General features: G+C 37.9%; 21 protein-coding genes. 13 read left to right on the top strand and 8 right to left on the bottom strand.

Annotated elements, in window-relative coordinates; all coding sequences use genetic code 11:
* Positions 1–256: 256 nt before the first annotated feature.
* Genes DSM106972_RS09665 through DSM106972_RS09680 form a run of 4 tightly spaced genes read left to right on the top strand, consistent with a single transcriptional unit; the run spans position 257 to position 4,941 of the window.
* Complete coding sequence (locus DSM106972_RS09665; RefSeq protein WP_127080513.1) at positions 257–2,266, top strand: DEAD/DEAH box helicase family protein; 2,010 nt, start codon at positions 257–259, stop codon at positions 2,264–2,266.
* Between the two features lie 5 nt (positions 2,267–2,271).
* Positions 2,272–2,469: a CxC ATPase DNA modification system associated small protein gene (locus DSM106972_RS09670; RefSeq protein WP_127080514.1), complete on the top strand. Its 198-nt coding sequence runs from the start codon at positions 2,272–2,274 to the stop codon at positions 2,467–2,469.
* A complete protein-coding gene (locus DSM106972_RS09675; protein WP_127080515.1) occupies positions 2,466–4,445 on the top strand; it encodes an AAA family ATPase in 1,980 nt (659 codons plus the stop codon). The genes DSM106972_RS09670 and DSM106972_RS09675 overlap by 4 nt, the downstream gene beginning before the upstream one ends.
* Positions 4,446–4,455: 10 nt before the next feature.
* Positions 4,456–4,941: a hypothetical protein gene (locus DSM106972_RS09680; RefSeq protein WP_127080516.1), complete on the top strand. Its 486-nt coding sequence runs from the start codon at positions 4,456–4,458 to the stop codon at positions 4,939–4,941.
* A gap of 109 nt (positions 4,942–5,050) precedes the next feature.
* Here DSM106972_RS09680 and DSM106972_RS09685 read toward each other — a convergent pair whose 3' ends face one another.
* Complete coding sequence (locus DSM106972_RS09685) at positions 5,051–5,902, bottom strand: FAD-binding domain-containing protein (protein ID WP_127080517.1); 852 nt, start codon at positions 5,900–5,902, stop codon at positions 5,051–5,053.
* Between the two features lie 210 nt (positions 5,903–6,112).
* Between DSM106972_RS09685 and DSM106972_RS09690 the strand changes: the two genes are divergently transcribed.
* From DSM106972_RS09690 to DSM106972_RS09705, 4 genes are all read left to right on the top strand, one after another.
* Complete coding sequence (locus DSM106972_RS09690; RefSeq protein ID WP_233787713.1) at positions 6,113–6,793, top strand: L,D-transpeptidase family protein; 681 nt, start codon at positions 6,113–6,115, stop codon at positions 6,791–6,793.
* A gap of 45 nt (positions 6,794–6,838) precedes the next feature.
* A complete protein-coding gene (locus tag DSM106972_RS09695; RefSeq protein ID WP_127080518.1) occupies positions 6,839–8,320 on the top strand; it encodes a protein kinase domain-containing protein in 1,482 nt (493 codons plus the stop codon).
* A 99-nt stretch (positions 8,321–8,419) separates the two neighbouring features.
* Positions 8,420–8,782 carry a hypothetical protein gene (locus tag DSM106972_RS09700; protein WP_127080519.1) on the top strand — a complete coding sequence of 121 codons (363 nt, stop codon included), beginning with the start codon at positions 8,420–8,422 and terminating at the stop codon, positions 8,780–8,782.
* Positions 8,783–8,784: 2 nt separating this feature from the next.
* Positions 8,785–9,276, top strand: a complete 492-nt coding sequence (locus DSM106972_RS09705; RefSeq protein WP_127080520.1) for a hypothetical protein — start codon at positions 8,785–8,787, stop codon at positions 9,274–9,276.
* A 116-nt stretch (positions 9,277–9,392) separates the two neighbouring features.
* Here the strand turns inward: DSM106972_RS09705 and DSM106972_RS09710 are convergent, their stop codons facing one another.
* Positions 9,393–9,983 carry a flavodoxin family protein gene (locus DSM106972_RS09710; RefSeq protein WP_127080521.1) on the bottom strand — a complete coding sequence of 197 codons (591 nt, stop codon included), beginning with the start codon at positions 9,981–9,983 and terminating at the stop codon, positions 9,393–9,395.
* 182 nt (positions 9,984–10,165) lie between these two features.
* Between DSM106972_RS09710 and DSM106972_RS09715 the strand changes: the two genes are divergently transcribed.
* Positions 10,166–11,317: an IscS subfamily cysteine desulfurase gene (locus DSM106972_RS09715; protein ID WP_127080522.1), complete on the top strand. Its 1,152-nt coding sequence runs from the start codon at positions 10,166–10,168 to the stop codon at positions 11,315–11,317.
* Positions 11,318–11,381: 64 nt separating this feature from the next.
* Here the strand turns inward: DSM106972_RS09715 and DSM106972_RS09720 are convergent, their stop codons facing one another.
* Positions 11,382–12,626, bottom strand: coding sequence for a TetR family transcriptional regulator (locus tag DSM106972_RS09720; protein WP_170213566.1), 1,245 nt, complete (start codon positions 12,624–12,626; stop codon positions 11,382–11,384).
* Positions 12,627–12,832: 206 nt separating this feature from the next.
* On the opposite strand from DSM106972_RS09720, the gene DSM106972_RS09725 reads away from it, so the two are divergent.
* Positions 12,833–13,675, top strand: coding sequence for an acyl-CoA desaturase (locus DSM106972_RS09725; RefSeq protein WP_127080523.1), 843 nt, complete (start codon positions 12,833–12,835; stop codon positions 13,673–13,675).
* 134 nt (positions 13,676–13,809) lie between these two features.
* On the opposite strand, the gene DSM106972_RS09730 is transcribed toward DSM106972_RS09725, so the two are convergent.
* Both DSM106972_RS09730 and DSM106972_RS51310 read right to left on the bottom strand, forming a co-directional pair.
* Positions 13,810–14,652: a Uma2 family endonuclease gene (locus tag DSM106972_RS09730; RefSeq protein WP_127080524.1), complete on the bottom strand. Its 843-nt coding sequence runs from the start codon at positions 14,650–14,652 to the stop codon at positions 13,810–13,812.
* A 152-nt stretch (positions 14,653–14,804) separates the two neighbouring features.
* A complete protein-coding gene (locus DSM106972_RS51310) occupies positions 14,805–14,951 on the bottom strand; it encodes a hypothetical protein (RefSeq protein WP_158632799.1) in 147 nt (48 codons plus the stop codon).
* A 111-nt stretch (positions 14,952–15,062) separates the two neighbouring features.
* Between DSM106972_RS51310 and DSM106972_RS09735 the strand changes: the two genes are divergently transcribed.
* The 3 genes from DSM106972_RS09735 (at position 15,063) to DSM106972_RS09745 (ending at position 17,492) form a co-directional block, all read left to right on the top strand.
* A complete protein-coding gene (locus tag DSM106972_RS09735) occupies positions 15,063–15,974 on the top strand; it encodes a ribonuclease D (protein WP_127080525.1) in 912 nt (303 codons plus the stop codon).
* Between the two features lie 205 nt (positions 15,975–16,179).
* Positions 16,180–17,025: a tetratricopeptide repeat protein gene (locus tag DSM106972_RS09740; RefSeq protein ID WP_127080526.1), complete on the top strand. Its 846-nt coding sequence runs from the start codon at positions 16,180–16,182 to the stop codon at positions 17,023–17,025.
* Positions 17,026–17,270: 245 nt separating this feature from the next.
* Positions 17,271–17,492: a hypothetical protein gene (locus DSM106972_RS09745; RefSeq protein WP_127080527.1), complete on the top strand. Its 222-nt coding sequence runs from the start codon at positions 17,271–17,273 to the stop codon at positions 17,490–17,492.
* A 97-nt stretch (positions 17,493–17,589) separates the two neighbouring features.
* Here the strand turns inward: DSM106972_RS09745 and brnA are convergent, their stop codons facing one another.
* The 3 genes from brnA to dhaL all read right to left on the bottom strand — a co-directional run bounded on the left by brnA (position 17,590) and on the right by dhaL (position 21,489).
* The gene (gene brnA, locus DSM106972_RS09750; RefSeq protein WP_233787714.1) at positions 17,590–17,790 is read right to left on the bottom strand and encodes a type II toxin-antitoxin system BrnA family antitoxin; all 201 of its coding nucleotides are present in this window, start codon (positions 17,788–17,790) and stop codon (positions 17,590–17,592) included.
* A gap of 433 nt (positions 17,791–18,223) precedes the next feature.
* Positions 18,224–20,773: a phosphoenolpyruvate--protein phosphotransferase gene (ptsP, locus tag DSM106972_RS09755; RefSeq protein WP_127080806.1), complete on the bottom strand. Its 2,550-nt coding sequence runs from the start codon at positions 20,771–20,773 to the stop codon at positions 18,224–18,226.
* Positions 20,774–20,868: 95 nt separating this feature from the next.
* The gene (gene dhaL, locus DSM106972_RS09760; protein WP_127080528.1) at positions 20,869–21,489 is read right to left on the bottom strand and encodes a dihydroxyacetone kinase subunit DhaL; all 621 of its coding nucleotides are present in this window, start codon (positions 21,487–21,489) and stop codon (positions 20,869–20,871) included.
* Positions 21,490–21,502: the final 13 nt, after the last annotated feature.

Here is a 21,502-nt window from a genome sequence, read left to right on the forward strand (position 1 = left end):
TAAGCTTGGTGAAAACAAAGTTCAACGGCTAGGCATAATAATTATTAAGTAAATATAAAAGTTGTGTAATTTTTCGGATTTCATTTAGATTTGATACTCGCTATTATGTAAGTATAAAGAATCTATAATATAAAAGTTTTTACTTCAGTAGAACTCTAGTACTGGCTAAATTTTATTTTTTGGTGTAGAAAATAATAGATTTTCATACTTTAGTAAGATGAACAAACTTATATATAAAGTTACTAGCTGAAAAATTATGGGTATTGCATCTAGCAAAAAGTTATCCGGTCAAGAAATTATTAGTAAAATAAATGGGAATTATCGAAGTGGAAAATCTGATTTAGGGAGAGATTTTTTTTCTCCTTGCTTGAAGTACTGTAATAGATACAGGCGCGCTGTTGGTTATTTTTCAAGTGGAGCTTTAATTGTTTGGTCAGGGGCGCTCGAAGAAATATTAACAGATGATGTTAAAATTCAATTAATTATATCACCTAATTTATCAATTGAGGATAAAGAAGCTCTACAGCGATCTTTGGATGAAGCCGAAAGGCGAAAGCTAAGACAGACTATTGCTGATAAAGTTATTACAGATGCCTTAAGTAGTCCAGAAAAGCTTAATACTGCCGATGTTAGATTAGAGTTATTAGCTTGGTTAGTAGCTAACGAACGCTTGATAATCCGCTTTGCATTTCCTGAGCATATGGAAGATGCTGGTATTTTCCATGAGAAAATAGGCATTTTTGATTTTCCTTGGGGAGACACTGTTGCATTTACAGGTTCTGCAAATGAGTCAAGCATGGGTCACAGTAGGAATTATGAATCAATTGATGTTTATCGTAATTGGTTGAGTGCGGATATAGAGCGAGTCAAAACAAAAGTAGATGAATTTGAAGAAGCTTGGAACAGCCAAGCACAAGGGCTAAAAATTATACCTCTTTCTGAAGAGGCGATTAAATTGATAAAAATTAATGCTCCTAATAAAAAACCATCTATTTCACCGAAAAATCAAACCATTACTCCCTCTAACCCTACTAATGATGTATTAGAACCAAAAGTTTATGAGGAAAAATGGCGCCATCAAGATGAAGCCGTAGACAAATTTTTGCAGGTAGGGCATGGTGTTTTAGAAATGGCTACTGGTACAGGTAAAACACGTACTACGACCAAAATACTTAGTAACCTAGATGATGAAGAAAAATTAGACGCAATTATCATTAGTACTGAAGGGACAGATTTACTTGACCAGTGGGCTAGAGAAATTGAACCTTGGTCTATTGGGCGCCGTAAACCGTTTCGAGTTTTAAAGCATTATGCTTCACATCACCAATTAGAAAGTTTTGTTAATAACAATAAAGGAGCAGTCCTTATTGTCTCAAGAGAGAAGCTTGCCTTTTTATTTAAGAGGCTAGCACCAGAAAAAAGAAAACGAATGATTATTGTACATGATGAAGTACATGGCTTAGGTAGTCCTGTTCTTCGTCAATCTTTAGCTGGTCAACATCAAACTTTTGGGTATAGATTAGGCTTAAGTGCAACTCCTGAAAGAGAATATGATATAGACGGAACAGAGTTTATTTTTCAAGAGCTAGGAAATGTAGTTTTTAAATTTGGATTAAAAGATGCAATAGAACAAGGTATACTGTGTGAATTTAATTATATTCCTCTGTATTACCAATTAACAGATAACGACAAGCAAAGGCTTAAACAAGTTTACAATAAACAAAGTGCGCGCGCACAAGTAGGAAATCCAATGAGCCAAACAGAACTTTGGATAGAACTTGCACGTGTTTACAAAACTGCCGAACAGAAGCCAGATATATTTGCTAGCTTCTTACGTGAAAACTCTCAATATACTCGTTCCACAATTATTTTTGTTGACAATAGAGAATATGGTTATAAAATATTAGAAACCATTCATGGTTATACATATAAATATCGTACTTATTACGCTGAAGATGACAGAGCAAATCTAAATAAATTTGCAAATGGCAATATAGATTGTTTAATAACTTGTCACAGAATTTCACAAGGAATTGATATTAAAAACCTTAAAAATGTAATACTTTTTTCATCATCTCGTGCCAGATTAGAAACGATTCAGCGAATAGGGCGTTGTTTGCGCGTTAATCCAAATTTTCCAGAAAAGAGGGCTACAGTTATTGACTTTATTTTACAATCAGAACCTGATGAAGATAAGGATATAATTAGCGCCGACGAAGAACGCTATTTATGGCTATCAGAACTTTCAAATACTAGGAGGAAATAAGAAGAATGTCACTAGATCCAGAAATTATTCAAGCTATTAAAGATGCAGTTGCAGAAGAAAATCAACCGGAAACTGTTGCAAATAGGCTAATAGCCTGGTTGAAAGGAATGTGTAATTCATCATTAAGTTTGGATGAACACAGTGTATTTATTGATACCGTTCGTCAAGCAATTATTGTAAATGATTCTAAGGATGAGCTATGAAAATAGAAATTATTGGATGGAAAAGTGAAGGTTTACGATGTCCTGATGTAGAAATTAACCTTATACAAGCAGATAATAAACCCGCTCGTGTGACTTTAATCCAAATGCCAAATGGTACTGGCAAAACTACTACGCTAACAATGATACGAGCGGCTTTGACAGGCGAAGCGAGAACTTGGACTAAAAATCAAATTTTAGATTTGCGTAGACCGAGTGATGATAACTCGCAAGGACTTTTTATATTAAACCTAAGAATTGACGATAAACCTTTAACCTTTGAAGTGGAACTTGATTTTGAAATATTTGCAGCAAAGTATCGCACTACGGCACCTGGAAGCGGTGGTATTACAGAAGGCTGGAAACCACCGAGTAGCGTTCTAATGTTTTTAAGCGATAAATTTATACCACTATTTATTTTTGATGGAGAATATGCAAATGATTTATTAGACCATAACAAATCAGAAGCTTCGCAAGCGATAGATGCTTTATTTCAATTATATTTACTAGAAGACATCAAGAATATAGCTCAAAGAGACTGGGATGAAAGCACAAAACATAAATCTAGTTCGAGCATAACGTTAACAAAAAGGCAAAACAAAGTTAGTAGTCTAAAAAGAAGAATTAAAGCTATTGAAGCTGAAAAAAGCCAATTAGAGAAAAAAATTGCAAGCTTGGAACCAGAAGTTATTAATTTGGAGCAAAAAATTAGTGATAATATTAGCAATACTACACAATTAAACGAAGAGTATCAGATTGTAAGAGAGCAAGAATTAAAAGCAATAAACAGCGTTAGTAATTCTGCAAGTAACTTGATGAATATACTTCGCAAACCTCATGCTTTACATGAAGCATTTGCAAATTCACTTTTAGAGCTAAGAAATCAGTTAGACAAATTAAAACTTCCAGCAAGTACGTCTCGCCAATTTTTTCTAGAACTTTTGGACGAACCAGACTGTATTTGTGGGCGCCCGCTTGACGAAACCACTTGCAACACAATAAGACAACGTTCAGTTTCATACCTTGCAGAAGACACCTCTGGTTTTTTAAATACTCTAAAAAATAATATCTCCAGCCAGTTGATGCATAATGATAATCAGCTTAATAACCAATTGGTTACTTCAGTAGAAGAACTATCAAGTAACATCATCTCACGAGATTTAGCCATTCTGGAATCTACTAACTTAAAGCGAAGATTAATTGAACAAGGAGACGAAGAGCTAAAACAATGGCAGCAATCTTTAGATATGAAAAAGCAAGAATTGCAAAAATTAGAAAGTAAATTAAAAGAAATTAATCGTCCTCAGAGTCCGGCTGATAAAGATTTAGACGACCAAAAATGTTTACAAGCTTTAAAAAACTTCCATAGAGATGCAGAAGCCGAACTTGCAGAAATTACTGAAACTAGAAATTTATATAAAAAAACAGAAATACTTAAAAGGATAATTGATAAATCTTTACAAAAATCTCGTGCTAATTTACGTATATCAATTGTTAAAGATTGTAATGATAAGTTGGAAACAGTTTTATATCAAGACCCTATTCGGATTAAAGAAGTAGACCGTTCTTTAAAATTACTAAATCAAACTAGTGGAAGCGCAGGACAAGTGCTATCTGTTGGCTACATATTTTTAACAACACTTTTGAATAGAGGACAACATCAATTTCCATTAGTAGTAGATAGTCCTGCAAACCCTATTTCTATAGCCGTAAGAAGACAGATTGGGAAATTAATTCCTTCTCTTTGTAACCAGTTTATTGCTTTCACTATTTCCTCTGAAAGGGCAGGTTTTACAGAGTCTCTTTACGCTAATTGTCCAGATGATATTAAGTTTATAACTTTATTTAGAAAAACAAATGGGACAAATAATTTAATTGATATGTTACCTAAACAAGGTGTTATTACAAGCTCAAATGCAGTACTTGTAGAAGGTAAAAAATACTTTAATAGTTTTGATTTAGTACAAGATACTGAATAGGTAGGTAAAAATGTCTAGATTTTTTAGATTACGTCAAGATGCAGAAAGTTGGTTTTCCAATATTATGCATAAACAACCAATTGATACTAAGTTCGATATCTATTATTTTTGCTTAATGTTAGGGTTAGCAACAGGTAAATATAATAATACGAAAGACGGTTCCGAATTTGTAGATTATTTTGTAAAAGATTATGCTTCTCATCAAACTTTGATTATTGGTTTGCTGATTAGAGCAGAATTATTTAAAAGAGGAATACATATCACAGAGAGGGATGAAGTTAGTAACCTTTTTAAAAAGTTTATAGATACAGCTACAAGAACTCAACTTAGTGATGAAGCTATAGAAAAGTTGAACGGGTATGCTAGTGGCGGTTATGAATATCTTGCAGGGGAAATTGACACTAAACCGCATCACGTTGAAGAGTTTTTGATTACATATCACAATTTATTAAATGAGGCTATAGAGAATAATCCACAATGGTTATCTAGGGTTTAATATAATTTCCAATCTCTTAATTTATTCGTATTTTTACAAATTTTCGATTTGAGATAATTTTTTGAAGAACAGGCAGGGATGCCTGTTCCACAAGAAGTTGATTTTAGGTTTAGCGTTTGCGTTTGCCTTTTTGCCAGCTTTGACTGTTGTCTTTTTGGACAAATTCACCTTTGGGGAATAGTTTGGCTTCTAGTTTTTCGTAGCTGCCTTCAAAGTCACATTTTCCGTAGAGTGGGCATTTTTTACAATAGACTCCTTCGGTGTAGCGTTCTAGGTTTTCGCGGTTGAAGAAGTAGGGTTTATGGCTGAAGGTGCTTGCTACCCATTGCCATGACATGTTGTTAGAAGCTGGGTCACCGTCTAATAGGTGTTCGAGAAACCATTTTGTGCCTTCTTGCCAGCGAATTCGGCGCCAGTGAACGATATAGGCAGCTAACCACATTCGCATATGGTTATGTAGGTAGCCAATTTCTCGGAGGTCGCGACTAAAACTATCTATACAAACTAGTCCTGTTGTTCCTTCGCGGATGTCTTGGGGTAATTCTGTGGCGTATTCCGAAGCGCTATATCCGGTTTTATATTCTTCTTGGTCTTTCCAGATACCGTCACCAAGTTTCATGTAAAGTCTTTGCCAGTAGTCACGCCAACCTAGTTCGTTGACAAATTTAGCTGCTTCGTCTTGGTTGCGAATTTTACTAAAGGCAAAGTCTCTGGCTTCGCGTAAGCCTAATACACCGTAGCGAATGTAAGGAGACAAACGAGTAACGGCGCCTGTTAAGAAGTTGCGTGATTTTGCGTATTTAACTGGGTCAACTTTTTGAAGTGCTGCCACTGCTGCTTGGCGCCCGCCAATGATTGGACTAATATGGTCATCGCGTTCTGCTGCTTCAGGAAATTGTTCTTTTAAGTATGTCGCCAACTCTTCGCGGTTAGCAAAGTCGCGTCGCATGTCGTTAGTCATTAGTTAATAAATTAAATATATTGCAAAGTTTATCTTGTGAGATTACAAAATTTTTCTTCTTGTGGAGCGGGCATCCTTGCCCGCCTCTATAGGGGTGTGTATATGGAACGGGCAAGGATGCCCATTCCACAATAACTGTCATACTGGAACGGCAAACGCTAAAATACGAGTAAGTGTGAGTTGATATGGTAATATTTATTACCAAAAACTGTGGAAAATTACTTTGCGAAAAGTTTTATACTTCGTGTTATCCTAGCTTTTTCTCCGGTTCCCTTATTATATTTACTGTTGTCGAGGTTTGGTTACGTCATTCCAATTACTGAGATTCCAGGAATGTTATGTATAAACGGTTGTGTTTCGCAGTCGTTTGTTCATACACCTTTTCGAGGGTATGAATTACTGAATGTGGATAAACCCTTGAAGGAGCTAATTAACTCTTCGATAGATAAGAGCAAAACTTCAATTTTGATTGAAAAATCAAAGTCCCGTTTGACGCTTTACTATAACCAAGTACCTATTAAATCTTATCCAGTGGTGTTTGGCGCCAATCCTATGGGAGATAAATTACACGCAGGAGATAATCGCACTCCCGAAGGATTACTTAAAATTAAAGACTTGTACCCGCATCCACAATGGTCAAAGTTTATGTGGTTGGACTACCCAAACAGGGAATCTTGGAAAAAACACTTACTTGCAAAGTCAGAAGGAGAATTTGATTGGTTTTTGCCTGTTGGTGGAGAAGTTGGAATTCACGGTGTTCCTCTAGGTAGTGACGGAATTATTGATAAACGGCAAAACTGGACTTTGGGATGTCCCTCGCTAAAAAACAAGGATGTTGATGAATTATACGAAGTCGTGCAGCAAGGTACTGTAGTAGAAATATTACCCTAAACTAACTCAGCACTCAGAACTCAGTACTCAGCACTCAACACTATTATGAATTTGTGTATTAACCCGAATTGTGATAAACCGCAAAATTCTGATTCTAATCGCTTTTGTGCGAACTGCGGTTCGGAACTGCTACTTGCTGGACGTTACCGGGTATTGAGGCAACTTGATAGCTGTATTTCTGGTGATACATATGAAGTCAAAGAAGTTGGTAGTGATATATGTAAGGTTTTGCAGGTCTTGACTGTTGACAAACCTCAAGTTGTTGAGTCGTTTGAGAAAACAGCAACAGCACTCAAAGTTATAGATTATCCTGGCATTCCAAAAGTTGAGGCAAACGATTATTTTATTTATTTACCACGCGATAAAGCTGTTCGGTTACATTGTTTGATAATGCAGAAAATCGAAGGTTTAAATTTATATGAATATTTAGCGCAGTCAGATAATAACCATATAAACGAACAGCTAGCAGTTAAGTGGTTACAGCAAGCTGTAAATATTATTCAACACCTTCATAATCATAATTTACTACATTTGCGTATCAATCCATCAAACTTTATAGTTAAAGCCGATGATGACAATTTGGGATTAATTGGTTTTGGTCAACCTCATATACAATCTGAAAAGGTAATTTATAAAGCAATTATTGCTTACACACCACCTGAACAGTTGTATGGTAATGTTGTTCCACAATCTGATATTTTTGCCGTTGCGCGTGTTTTTGCTTTCCTTGTTACAGGTAAAGACCCTAGTAAACACCTTCATATTTACGAACCAAGTTCAAATGAAAAAACTTGGCGCCATTATGCATCACAAATATCACCAAAATTATTAGACTTACTCGATACGATGATGGACGAAGTGCCTATGCAACGTCCAGATACGGATTCAATATTAAAAATATTAACATCGCAGCAGGCGCCATATATAGAATTACCCAACTCTGTTAAGCCATCTTTGTCAATAAAATGGGGAAAGTTTGAAATTAACTTTTTACTATCTTGGGTATTGGCAACTATTACAGGTGTAATGATTGGTGGTTTAATTGGTTTTATTATTGGCTTTGCAACAGAATTTATGGTTGGCGCCATTACTAAAAATGTAACTATTGGGTATATATCTGGTGGCGCCATATTTGGTTTGATAACAGGAATATTAGTAGGAGCAGCACAAAGTCTAGTATTGCATCAGCATGACTATAAATATAAATGGTGGATGCTAGTGACAATATTAGGATTTACAATTGAAGGAATATTGAGTGTGTTGACTGGATATGGCGCCAAAGGTGAAATGATAATTATACCGAGTTTTGCAGTTGGAATATTCCAGTGGTTAGTGTTACTACAATATGTGAGACGCGCATATTGGTGGGTATTAGTAAGTAGCGTTAGCGGTGCTGTTGGAATTGGTGCTTATAAAGCTGTACAGTATTTTTTGGGTAATGCTTACAGTATATTTGGTGGTATTCTAGGTTTAGTTGGTTTTGGCTTAATAACAGGAATTTTTATTCTCCTGTCGTGGAAGGATTAACCAAGGATTTTCAACGTAGGGTGCGTTACGGCATATAATAGCTGAAAAAGAAGCAATAATATAATGCCGTAACGCACCATCAATTAGGTGCTTGCTACAATGATTCAAGGAAAGGGGTTTACAATTAAAGAAAGTAAATTTGATTACTTTTTTGGGCGCGTCGCCTCAAGTCCCAGCAATGAAGCTAGGTCAAGACAAAACTTACAAGACTTAAGCAAGTTAGGAATTGATGAGAGTAATAATGGACAAGAACGTTTAATGCAAATTTTTGAATCTGGTTTGAGTACTTCAGAAATTAAACGGAAAATTAACGAATATGGAATTACAATTATTAAACAAGTTGAAGTTTCAGGCAATGACGTAAAAGGAGTGATTGAAATAGCATACTTCTATCCTGCTGGCGATTTACTAAGCATACCCGAAGTTAGTACGATAATTCCTAAAATATCCAATCAGGAGTAGCAATGAAAATCCACAATATTGAACAATCTCAATTTAAGAAAATCGATATAGCTAGACAAATCCTTTTTGATGAAGATGCACGTCGATTTTCATTAATTGATTTGGGTAAAGAATTTGGTTGTTATGGTTTAAGTTGGAGAAGCGATTTAATTGAGCCGATTATTGTAATATCAGCAAATCAACAAATTTGGATTGGAATTGACCAGCGTCTAGCAGCTATTAATTTAAATACAGGACATATTCTTGTTAGCTTACCCGTGTTAACAAATATTTTACAAATTCAAGTAGTTAATACAGCTACTTTAGTACTTACGGAATCAGAGTTACTGCTTTTTAACTTAGATGGTTCAATCAGATATATTAAAGGTTTGCCTGAATTAGCCTCGAAAATGTTAATTTGTGATTACGAGGTGCAAATTTATGGTGTGGAAGGAGATATTTGGGTAATGGATACACAAACAGGAACTTTTAAGCAATCTCTAGTTGCTGCGTAATCAAGACACATTTAAGTTGCAATACAACCACAATAGTTCTAAACAAAGCTCATTCTCCTTGAATTAAATATTTAAGGCTAATTAAGTATGGGTAGCTCACTACTACCCATTAATAATTATTTTTTAAATCGTTGTACCATATTGGCTACGCGCGTTCCAAGTTTGTGTGCTGTTAACCTATCACCTGGGTCGAGTTCGGCAGGTTTACCACTCATATCTAATGCGCTTTGTCCCATTACTCCCATATAGGAACCTAAGCGGTTAATACCATCATCTTTACCTAAGAGAAAACTAGATAATTCCCCAGGATTAATCCACGTCATACTATGTTGTGCAGCGTTAATTGACATATATAATAAAGTGCTTTGTTTATCACCACTTGGCGAACTCGAATGTGTAAAACCTGCAGCGAGTTTATCTTTCCAACCTTGTTGAAACCAAATTGAACTTGCCGCATCAACAAAAGCTTTAAATTGTGCTGCCACACCCCCCATATAAGTCGGAGAGCCAAATATAATAGCATCGGCGCCATTTAACTTCGCTATCATCGCATCATCTTTCCAGCGACCTTCTTGAATTTGTTCACCAGTAATTCTTAACAACTCAACAGTTGTACCACTAACTTGATTGGCGCCAAGAGCAACAGCTTCCGCCATCAAATGTGTATGACCACTACCTGAAAAATAAATAATTGCGACGGTTCCCATACAATCCTCGTAATACTCTCTCTTGAGATAGCCGAAACCGATAATAAAAGTAAACACCAATCAAAGTAAAGTAGTTACCAAAAAGTAAGTATATAGTAAGGGCGGGTTAACCAAGATTCCAATTCAGTTTTAAAATATTTGTAAACCCGCCCTGTGTAAACTCGCCCCCACAACAACCTAAAATGCACCGCCCTATCTACCTAGACAACCACGCCACAACGCCCGTAGACAAACGTGTAGTAGACGCCATGATACCCTACTTCACCGAACACTTCGGCAACCCATCAAGCATCAACCATCAATATGGATGGGAAGCAGAAGCAGCAGTAAAACAAACCCGCAGCATATTAGCCAAAGCAATAAACGCATCACCAGAAGAAATAATCTTTACAAGCGGCGCCACCGAAGCAAACAATTTAGCAATCAAAGGAGTATCCGAAGCTTACTTCCAAAAAGGGCAACATATTATAACAGTTGCCACAGAACACAACGCAGTACTAGACCCTTGTAAATATTTAGAAACACTTGGATTTGAAATTACCATATTACCAGTTCAAAAAGACGGACTAATTAACTTAGACGAACTAGAAAAAGCCATACGACCCGACACAATATTAGTCTCAGTAATGGCAGCAAATAATGAAATAGGTGTCATTCAACCATTAGCAGAAATAGGCAAAATCTGTCACGAACACGATATTATCTTCCATACCGACGCCGCCCAAGCAATTGGTAAAATACCCCTTAACGTCCAAACATTCCAAATAGACTTAATGTCATTAACAGCACACAAAGTCTACGGACCCAAAGGAATCGGCGCCTTATATGTCCGGCGCCGCAACCCTCGCGTTAAACTAGCAGCACAGCAACACGGTGGTGGACACGAACGAGGAATGCGTAGTGGTACTTTATATACACCACAAATAGTAGGATTTGGGAAAGCCGTAGAAATAGCCCTAGCTGAACAAAAACAAGAAAATAGGCGCCTCACCCAATTACGTAATAAATTATGGGAACCATTATCAAAAATAGAAGGTATTCATTTAAACGGACATCCCACCCAAAGATTACCAGGCAACCTCAATATAAGTATTGAAGGAGTAGATGGCGCCGCATTACTTTTAGGACTGCAATCTATAATGGCAGTATCTTCAGGTTCAGCATGTTCATCAACAACAACGGCACCTTCTCATGTTCTCACAGCATTAGGACACTCAGAAAAGTTAGCTTATGCATCAATTCGCTTTGGTATTGGTAGATTTAATACCGCAGAAGAAATTGATACAGTCGCACAACAAGTCATATCAACAATAAAAAGTTTGCAACGGATGTAACGGATGTAACGGATAGTATGAGCAAATTATCCGTTACATCCGTTTTATCCGTTGCCAGTGTTGCCTATTTTTGGTCGAGACGGGTAGCTTGTTCGATGGCAGCTTTTTCTTTTGCCCTGCGTGCGAGTGGTTGTAATTGTGTAATAGTACAACCTGTTAAAATACTCAAATTTTCTAAACTCATACCCCGCATTAACATTTCAATACGCCAAGTTTGCTGTGCTTGATTAATTAATGGCGCCCCTTCGGGTGTTAAAATATCTTGCGTCCATTTTTCCCAGCGTTGTTGTATATCTAATTGTGATGCAGGCGCCCCAGTTTCATTTAAAAACATTACAGTTTCATTATCTTTACGACTTTTGAGCCATTTAGTTAAAGGATTATTATTATACGAACCGTAGCGTTTACCCATTATCCATTGATTAACAGGTACTTGACGGGTAGATTCGTGAGTAATGATTTGGAGTATATGAGCTTGGGTATCATAGATTTCGTGTGTACGTTGCAAGCTGATTATTTCATCAACAGATAAACCTGCTGCGAATAGTACATATGCCAAAGCATAATCTTGTAATCCTGTTTTTTTGGCTTGCTGTAAAATTTGGTGGACTAAGTTTGCTGGTAAGTCCGCGACTTCTCTACTCATAGCTCCAGTTGAGCTAGTCTTAACAATACTCATGGAAACACTATTAACAGAAGTAGTTGATTTGGACATGGCGCCGTTTAAAAATAGATTTACCGCATTATCTATAAATGTGTCTCGCTCCCAAAGTTCACTTTGCTCAGTTGTAATAGTGAATTTTGTAACGGCATATCCCAAAATAACTACATTAAGCAAACAAGCAATAGTTTCTGATGATAAATTTGTAGTTAAATTTTCTTGCTCGATTACACTAGCTAAATATTGCCCCATAGTTTGATTCACCTGCGCTAAACCATGTCCTAACGCGCGACGATTTTCAATTGGGTATTGACTTGCTTCTCCCACCAATGACCGTATCAACTCTGGTACACGCTCCAATGCAAGTAACACTTTATCTACATATTCCCTTAGAACTTGGTAAGTATCCTCAGAAGGACTTGTAAGCAGTACAAGCGATTCTCCCAAACTTTCAAAGGCGCCTGACTCTTCAATTAACGCTAAAACCAGCCCGTGTTTATTCCCAAACTGCCGAAATAGCGTTACCTCATTGACTTCTGCTAACTCAGCAATTTGCCGAGTCGTAGTATTCGTAACTCCCTGATCAACAAACAATTCAAGTGCTGCTTGCACAAGCCGCTGACGGGTAGAACTAGTTTGGGACATCATAAATTCTCATATTGTAAATAAATTCGCTCGTTGTAAGCACTTAAGTGCTTATTACAAAAATCTTCCCAAAGTTATGCAAGTAGCACTTGCAAAAATCTCAAAGCATTGTTAGTATGAAAATGTAAGTAGCACTTGCACATCTCCACTGTAGCCCAAAACGCAGAAATTCGAGAGTAATTTGCTACATAACCTACCAAAAGAATTTTATGACAACAACATCATCTCCCACCGTCCTACAAGATGGGAAATCTGCCACGCCAAGTATTACATACGTATTATTCTTCGCCTCATTTCACGGACTAGCATTACTAGCTCCTTGGTTCTTCTCTTGGCCAGCACTATTCACAGCAATATTTCTACACTGGTTGTTTGGCAGTATTGGTATTTGTTTGGGATATCACCGACTATTAACCCATCGAAGCTTTCAAGTACCCAAGTGGTTAGAATATATAATCGCGACCATCGGCGCCTTAGCACTACAAGGTGGGCCAATGTTCTGGGTAAGTGGTCACCGTTTACACCATGCTCATACAGAAGACGTAGATAAAGACCCATATTCCGCAAAAAAAGGATTCTGGTGGAGTCACATGATGTGGCTATTCTACCCACGTCCAGAATTTTTTAGCCGTGAAATTTATACTAAAGCGGCGCCGGACTTAGCACGTCAACCTTTCTATCACTGGCTTGACCGTAATTTCTTGTTATTACAAATTCCTTTAACATTAGCACTATATTTAATCGGTGGTTGGTCTTTCGTAATTTACGGAGTATTTGTAAGAGCCGTCGTATTATGGCACTCAACTTGGTTTGTAAACTCAGCAACACACACCTGGGGTTATCGCACTTTTGATGCCGACGATAACGCACGTAACTTATGGTGGGTATCAGTATTAACATACGGTGAAGGATGGCACAACAACCACCACGCTTATCCAAACGTCGCAAAAGCAGGGTTCCGTTGGTGGGAAATAGACGTTACCTGGTGGAGTATTAAAGCCTTAAAAAGTTTAGGTCTAGCCAAAAAAGTTGTAATGCCCCCACAACTATAGAGCATCATAACAATTGTGGCACAGGCATCCTGCCTGTGCAGTCATATTTTTTACCAAAGAAACCACGAGAATTCACAGACAAAAAATGTAGAGACGTAACATGTTACGTCTCTACAAAATGTTTGTAATATTAACTAGCTACTACTCATCTGCTGCACCTCTTCTACAGTCAGCGATAGAATCTGAGCAACTTGCTCTACACTCATCCCCATTTGTAACAACTGAAGTGCTGCGTTTAACTTTGTTTGCCGTTCAGCATCTGCACGTTGCCGTTCAGTATCCGCACGTTGCCGTTCCGCTTCCTGTGGTAGCAACACCAGATTTCCGGACTCGTCGTAAAACCTTAGCCAAACTGCATCATCATCTTCAATTACTCCTTGCCAGGTTCCTAACCAAAGCTTTAAAGTCTCGCACCATACCCACCCGGAGGGATTTTCTTCAATAGGTTGATAACCTTTGTAACTATCCAGGCGCCATCCTTGTAATGAGTTGGCTTTATAGGGATGGAAAACAAAATAATCTTTGGTTTTAAATACTTTTTCGTACAGGTCTTTTTTAGTTCCAAAGTCTGCAACTTCTGTTGTGTCAGAAAGTAACTCGATAATTACATCTGGATAACGTCCGTTTTCTTCCCACACTACCCAACCTAAACGTGCTGGGTCTGGTGGGACATCTTGCACTACAAAAAAGTCGGGGCCTTTAAAATCTTTGTTCTTGACTTGTTGACTACTATAGTAAACAAACATGTTGCCACCAACAAAATAGTCGTTTCTTTGTACAAAGTGATGCCTGATAGAACTAATTAACGTATTTATGGCGACACGGTGACGACTGCTTTCCAAGGGTTCTCCATCATCAAATATTAAATCAGTTGGTGGCATCGGGGGTTGCCACACTTCGGCGCCTGAATCTTTTACTAAGTCTTGACTATCACTGACTAACTTTTGAGGTGTAGAAGCAACTTGTTGTGGTGTCATAAAATCTCACTTTGGGTAACGGCGCCACCGTGTCGGATGTTAAAAACTTATGTACTATTATATCTATAAGTTGAGTTGGATAAGATAACTCAACGGGGAGGCGCCTGTTTGATTAGATAACTCGGTCAAGCGAACAAGCGATATACAGGGTTTTATGCAGCACCTGGACATAATTTTAGATTATTTAGCAAAATCAATTTTCTACCAGAAGTACGTAGACGCTTCAGAGCATCCTTAGTAGCATCATGAACGTGACCATCAGTGGCTAACGTGCCATCATAGTCAGTGGCACTCGACAAAGTAACGTATGATTTAAGTCGATATTCGCTGTTTTGTTAATTAAAATTTAATCTTTGTCTAGAGTTACTATAGTTTTTCCATAAATTTATCCAGCTTGAGACATAATCCAAATGCCATACTTAGATTCTCTATCAGAAATCCGTAAATTTATTACAGAATGCACGAAAGCCGAAATTCTGTGGTTAGATACTGAAGTTGCAGATTTTAGAACAAAAACTCCTAAATTATCATTGATTCAGGTTCTTGATGACCCTAATGATATGAGTGGTGAGAGAATATTTATTTTGGACGTACTCGAACAACCTGATGCGGTGAAAGATTTTATTAGCAGCATTATGATAAACGAGAATATCGAAAAAGTATTCCATAATGCAAACTATGACTTAAAATATCTTGGCAGTAGCAAAAAAGCGAAGAATGTTACCTGCACGCTAGAGATGGCGAAAAAAATTCCTTATCATATATTGCCGTTACGCGATTATAAATTACAAACTTTAGCTCGTGAACTATGTAATTTTGACGACATTGATAAAGAACTGCAAACTAGTGACTGGGGAAGGCGCCCTTTAAGCGATGACCAAATAGAGTATGCTATTCTTGATTGTATTTATTTAGCTCAGATTCACCAAGCATTATTAGAGTTAAATGAAGAAGTAAGTCCTGACCCTCAAACAGATGATATTGTGTCTTTAACAACAAGATACAAGCAAATTGAAGACCAGTATAAAATTTTAAATTCAGAGTATGAGCATTTGCAAGAACGTCTCAAAAAGGCAATGCAAGCGCAAAATATAACAGAAACTTCAGATTTTAAATTAAGCAGTTACGAACGTACAACAGTCAAAGTACCACTTGGAGAACTAGTCAAGTTAGTTGAACAAGGTATAGAAATAGACTTTCCTATAACTCTTACGAAAGAGATACAAAAAAATTTGGGTGAAAATCTTGAACAATTAAATGTTGATATCGAAACAATCGCCAGTTTACGATTAAATCCTAAAAAAAATGAAGATGATTTTTAATAATATGTTTTCAATGTAAAATTAAACACTCATAAATTAAAGAAAATTTGTTTAAATATTTATAGTATATTTATTTAAATCAAATGTAAATAGAACTAAAATTCGATAATGCCTCTAAAGTCAACCAACATTAATACCAAGGATATTAAGTATTTATACTCTTTGTAACTATTCGGGATAATCTACTTATTCTTTATACCGACATATGAACTTGTGGTTGTTTAAGCGAAAGTCATCAAGGGCAAGCAAAACAGGTATTGTAGTTATCCTGACAGTATTAGTCGTTACTACAATCACATCTTGTAGCCAACAAAGTAATAATGATGTGTTAGTAACAGAAATAGGAGTTACTTCACCAAAAAATGCACCAGCCAAGCCAACGAAACCTGCTGACTTCTTTGCAATTGGATTGCAACGACAAAGCAAAGGTGATTTACGCGGCGCCATAGCAGCTTATAATCAAGCAATTAAACTCAATCCGAAATACGGCGCCGCTTATAATAGTCGTGGTTTAGCTAAGTTTGATTCGGGTGATAAACAAGGTGCCATAGCAGATTATAATCAAGCGCTACAAATTAATCCAAACGATGCTCAAGCTTATAACTACCGAGGTAATGTTCGTGCATCGCTCGGTGATAATAACGCTGCAATTTCAGATTACAACGAAGCGATTCGGATTAATCCTAATTATGCCGATGCTTATAATAACAGAGGTAACGCGCGTGCAGCATTAGGAGATAGAAACAGTGCTCTTGCCGATTACAATAAAGCTATTGAACTAAATCCTCAATATTCAGTAGCTTATAACAATCGGGGAAATGCTCGTGCAGCCCAAGGTGATACAAACGGCGCCATTGCTGATTATGATGAAGCTATTCGTATAAATCCAAATTTTGCCGCTGCATATAATAACAGAGGAAATGCACGTGCAACATTAGGAAATAAACAAGGCGCCATTGCCGATTTACAACGCGCAGCAGATTTATTTCAAAAGCAAGGTTCACAGCAACTTGCGAAACTTGCTACTAATACTTTAAACCAACTTAAATAAGAGTTTTTAACTTTATATAAACCCGGTTTACACCAAATGTATTCGGGTTTATTTTTATTATAATTTCTTCATTTTGAAACTGAAAAATCGTAATTGTAACTACACACATATATATAAAACGTAGATAATATTATATGAATATAATTGGTTGGTTAGTCAGCTAATTCTTCAGTTCACCAGTGGTGTTTAAATATCATTTCAATTAAATCAAAATTCTGCGTTAAATTCATATCAAGGAGTTTGCCATGCAAGGACGTATGTGCTGGTTATCACGAGATGGCGAAGATAGTGAAAAAATATTGCATTTGCAAACTGAAACAAGTCATGGATGGCGCCCGTATACAACATTTCCACAATTTGCTGCGCCTGACCATGCTTTACCAGGCAGTTCTAAAGGTTTGGCAACTTTCCAAAAGTTATTAAAAGCAGGTTGGACTGTAGTTCCTAGTAATATGGCACACCAATAATTATCTTGTAGATATTATCTTGTGGATATTATCTTGTGGAATGGGCATCCTTGCCCGTTCTAAACCTAGGGGCAAGCAAATATGTACACCCCACAAGCTAGGCAGCAGGCTTATGCTGTTCAAGACGCTCGGCAATCCATACTTTTATAATTGATTGTCGTGTAACACCAATGCGTGCAGCTTCTTTGTCTAATGCTTCGATTACCCATATAGGAAAATCGACGTTGACTCGTCGTTGCTCATGAGTAGTCAACAAAGCGTAGTAAATCGTAAGAAAAACTCGTTTTTTGCTGTTCACTTCGCAAAACTCCTCTGTAGTCGTAACCAGTAGCAAGCGAGTCTTAGACTCAACCACATGGTACGTAGTATGGTAGGAATTTTACAGGCAGACTACCCTGTGCCTGATACAATGAATGTGGTCGTTGCATACCGTTCTAGATTCATTGCATACCCAATCTATTACTAAACTAGGCTTTCCGCAGTACATTCATGTGCGTAGCAAAGACCGCGTTAGTTCTATGTCGTAATATTGCTTTTAATCCGATGTTTCGAGCAGCATTCAAACCGGAATGAGCAGAATAACAATATACAATATTTTGTGTCAAAGTGAAGTACATTGTAACCAACTTTGTATTTTTACTTGTATTAGCGCGGAGAGAAAAGAGTTTCTTAAGTCCGGTGTCTCTGTGGTCAATAAAATCACATGTAATGCACAGGCTTTTCGGCCTGTGCTACGAGTATTTAAATGTTCTAAGTAGTTCGCGGACTTTTGCTGCTGATTCTTGTTTAAGTGCTTCGGAGGCAATGGTTTCTGCTTCAATAAAGCTTAATTGGGTGATTGCTTTTTTACAGCGAGGAATAGCTTGAGGATTTAAGCTTACGTCGTCTAATCCTAGTCCTATTAATATAGGTGTTGCTATTGGGTCTGAGCCAAGTTCACCACATAAGCTAACAGCAATTCCGGCTTTGTGCGCTGCTTTTACTGCTTGTTGTACCATTCTTAGTACTGCTGGATGGAGTGCATCGGCTAAACTTGCGACTTGCGGGTTGGTACGGTCGCAAGCCATAACATATTGACTTAGGTCGTTAGTACCAATGCTGAAAAAATCAACAATTGGCGCCAGTTGGTCAGCTATTGCAACTGCTGATGGTACTTCTATCATTATTCCGACTTTGATTTTATCGTTGAAGGGAATTTCTTTTTGTTGTAGTTCTTGTTGCACTTCTAGTAAAATGGCTTTTGCGGCTTTTAGTTCTCCAACGGTGGCAATCATTGGAAACATTACTTTTATATTACCTTCAGCACTCGCGCGCAATATTGCCCGTAATTGAGTTTTGAATAATTCTGTTCTATCTAAACAAAATCTTATTCCCCGCCATCCTAAAAATGGGTTGTTTTCTGATGGTAAGTTTAAATACGGTACTGGTTTATCACCTCCAATATCGAAGGTACGGATTATTAAAGGACGTGATTCAAGTACTTGGGTGATACCTTGATAAACTTTTAGCTGTTCTTCTTCGCTAGGTGGTGTTTTGCGTTCAAGATATAAAAATTCTGTACGCAGTAACCCAACACCTTCTGCTCCCATGCTTATTGCGACTTTAGCGTCTGCGACTCCTCCAATATTCGCATATACAACAATCCGGCGCCCATCTGTAGTTATGGCATTTTTATGAGCGTTGCGAAATGCTCTCTGCTCTGAGCTTTGCCATGCAGAACGTTGCGCTTCAATAGCTGTAATAATATCTACACTCGGTTCTACCCATACGTTTCCTGTACCACCGTTGAGCGCGACTATTGTACCATCTGCTACTCTTAATATACCTTCGGGAACACCTACAACTGCCGGAATTCCTAGACTACGGGCAATAATTGCTGTGTGCGATGTAGCACTACCTGCTGTCGTACAAATACCTAAAACTTTGCTCGTATCTAACTGAGCGGTATCTGAAGGAGTCAGGTCTGTAGCAATTAAAATAGATGGTTCGGTTAAATTGAGATGTGCTGCTGCAGTTCCTAATAATAATCTTAATACTCGTTGTCCTACATCAATAACATCAGCAGCGCGCGAGCGTAAGTAAGAGTCGTAATGAGTACGATATTGATTGGTAAGTTCTTCAACTACAGCTTGCCATGCCGAAGCAGCATTAATATGTCGAACATATATATAGTGGTGTAGTGCTTCTAAAATAACTGGGTCGTTTAAAAATAATAAGTGCGCGTCGAATATTGCCGCTTCTGTATCACCTATTTGGGTTGATGTCTGGGATAGTAGTACTTCTATTTCAGTTGCTGCATCACTAAGAGCTTTTTGTAAAAATTCCCATTCTCTATCTGGGTTATCTATATAGTATTGCTGTGACTGAACGCTTGGAAGTTGATGGCGAACTAAAGGCGCCATTGCATAGCGAAGACTAGGAGCAATAGCAACACCAGGAGATGCGGGAATACCTCGAAGCGTTGGTGCCGCTGTTGATATAAATGTTTCATCAGGAGTCGCGTGAATTTGTGACTCATGAAGTGGAGTATCACCTTCACCAAAGTTATTCTCTACCAAAGCTTGTAAAGCAGCTATTGCCGCATCAGCATCGGCGCCTGTAGCAGAAATTGCTAACTCATGCCCATGACGTACCCCTAACATTGCCACTTGGTTAATACTATCTGCGCGTACATAACCAGTATTTTTAGTTAAATTTTTAACTTTAATTTGGGCTTCAAAACGCGAAGATGTAGCAACGAATTGTGCCGCAGGACGAGCATGTAGCCCCATACGGTTACTGACGGCTATATGTATCTCTTTTGTATATTCTTCTTTGAAATATATTTCTGAGGGTTCTTCGATATGCTCTGGTTGCTGTGTTGTAGGTACGTTAATACCCAACTGTGAAGCTTTAGCAGCTAAGGCGCCGCGTGCTTCAGCCAAAACTTGTTCGATGCTACCACCAGCAGCAGCACAAACAACAGCAGCGACGGCGCCTTCAACAAGGGGAGCTTCACAAAGACGAATGTTATTGCGTTGCTCTGGTAATAAAAACTCTAGCGCCATTTCCGCACTCATCAGAGCGCTACCCATATCCATTAGAACAATAACACCAGCATCGCTGTAAACGGTCTCAATAGCTTGATGCACTTGCATGACATCAGTACCAAGCGGGTTAAGAGCATCGTCTACTCCACCAGCAACTGCCAGGGGAACTTGACCTTGAACCATCTGTGCTGCTAGTTCCCGCACACCAAGAGCGAGTTGCTTGCTGTGAGAAACAATGACAATTCCAACCACTGTTTGCGGTAATAAGCACTTTAGTGCTTCCATAAAATAAGGACTGCTTGGATAAGATAAGGACTGAAGTCCTTACAACGAGTATTCTTTCATTCTTACAAACTATCGCAAAGACACTTCAACATTAAGAAACATGAAGCGGCGCCAGGGTCCTGATGTCCAACACTACGTTCACCCAAATAACTAGCACGACCCTTTTTAGCTTGTAACATCGAAGTCTCTTGAAGCGCTTGTTCAGCCCTATCTATTGCTTGTTGCATTGCCACACGCATTAGTTTTCCTTCACCTACAGCTTTTTCATAAACTGTTACTGCTGGGTAAAGTACATCAAGCATAGTTTTATCACCTAGCTGAGTTTTACCGCGCTCCATAACTCCATCTAAACCAGCTTTGAGCAGGTCTAACATATCACGCTCATCAAGTTCATCCTTATCAGCGACAGCAGCCGAAGCGCGCAGAAAAAATGTACCATACAACGGCCCACTGGCGCCTCCGATACTAGAAATTAAAGTCATACTTACCGCTTTTAAAATACTGCCAATATCTTTAGATGAGTAAGTCGGCAATTGAACGAGTAGCTTTTTAAAGCCACGCTCCATATTAATACCGTGGTCAGCATCACCAATAGCAGCATCTAATTCAGTCAAATATTCTTTATTTTGTTCAATTTTGGTTGCAAATCGCTGCAACCACCGCAAAACTTGTTCAGTGTTCATTCAACGTTTTAGT

This window comes from Dulcicalothrix desertica PCC 7102 (assembly GCF_003991905.1).
Classification (GTDB): domain Bacteria; phylum Cyanobacteriota; class Cyanobacteriia; order Cyanobacteriales; family Nostocaceae; genus Dulcicalothrix; species Dulcicalothrix desertica.

Excerpts from the sequence above, each read along its gene's own strand:
- DSM106972_RS09735 (WP_127080525.1), top strand. The coding sequence starts at position 15,063 with ATGCCATACTTAGATTCTCTATCAGAAATCCGTAAATTTATTACAGAA.
- DSM106972_RS09745 (WP_127080527.1), top strand. The coding sequence starts at position 17,271 with ATGCAAGGACGTATGTGCTGGTTATCACGAGATGGCGAAGATAGTGAA.
- DSM106972_RS09740 (WP_127080526.1), top strand. The coding sequence starts at position 16,180 with ATGAACTTGTGGTTGTTTAAGCGAAAGTCATCAAGGGCAAGCAAAACA.
- DSM106972_RS09670 (WP_127080514.1), top strand. The coding sequence starts at position 2,272 with ATGTCACTAGATCCAGAAATTATTCAAGCTATTAAAGATGCAGTTGCA.
- DSM106972_RS09705 (WP_127080520.1), top strand. The coding sequence starts at position 8,785 with ATGAAAATCCACAATATTGAACAATCTCAATTTAAGAAAATCGATATA.
- DSM106972_RS09725 (WP_127080523.1), top strand. The coding sequence starts at position 12,833 with ATGACAACAACATCATCTCCCACCGTCCTACAAGATGGGAAATCTGCC.
- DSM106972_RS09695 (WP_127080518.1), top strand. The coding sequence starts at position 6,839 with ATGAATTTGTGTATTAACCCGAATTGTGATAAACCGCAAAATTCTGAT.
- DSM106972_RS09715 (WP_127080522.1), top strand. The coding sequence starts at position 10,166 with ATGCACCGCCCTATCTACCTAGACAACCACGCCACAACGCCCGTAGAC.
- DSM106972_RS09685 (WP_127080517.1), bottom strand. The coding sequence starts at position 5,902 with ATGACTAACGACATGCGACGCGACTTTGCTAACCGCGAAGAGTTGGCG.
- DSM106972_RS09665 (WP_127080513.1), top strand. The coding sequence starts at position 257 with ATGGGTATTGCATCTAGCAAAAAGTTATCCGGTCAAGAAATTATTAGT.
- DSM106972_RS09700 (WP_127080519.1), top strand. The coding sequence starts at position 8,420 with ATGATTCAAGGAAAGGGGTTTACAATTAAAGAAAGTAAATTTGATTAC.
- DSM106972_RS09680 (WP_127080516.1), top strand. The coding sequence starts at position 4,456 with ATGTCTAGATTTTTTAGATTACGTCAAGATGCAGAAAGTTGGTTTTCC.
- DSM106972_RS09710 (WP_127080521.1), bottom strand. The coding sequence starts at position 9,983 with ATGGGAACCGTCGCAATTATTTATTTTTCAGGTAGTGGTCATACACAT.
- DSM106972_RS09675 (WP_127080515.1), top strand. The coding sequence starts at position 2,466 with ATGAAAATAGAAATTATTGGATGGAAAAGTGAAGGTTTACGATGTCCT.
- DSM106972_RS09730 (WP_127080524.1), bottom strand. The coding sequence starts at position 14,652 with ATGACACCACAACAAGTTGCTTCTACACCTCAAAAGTTAGTCAGTGAT.
- DSM106972_RS09720 (WP_170213566.1), bottom strand. The coding sequence starts at position 12,626 with ATGATGTCCCAAACTAGTTCTACCCGTCAGCGGCTTGTGCAAGCAGCA.
- dhaL (WP_127080528.1), bottom strand. The coding sequence starts at position 21,489 with ATGAACACTGAACAAGTTTTGCGGTGGTTGCAGCGATTTGCAACCAAA.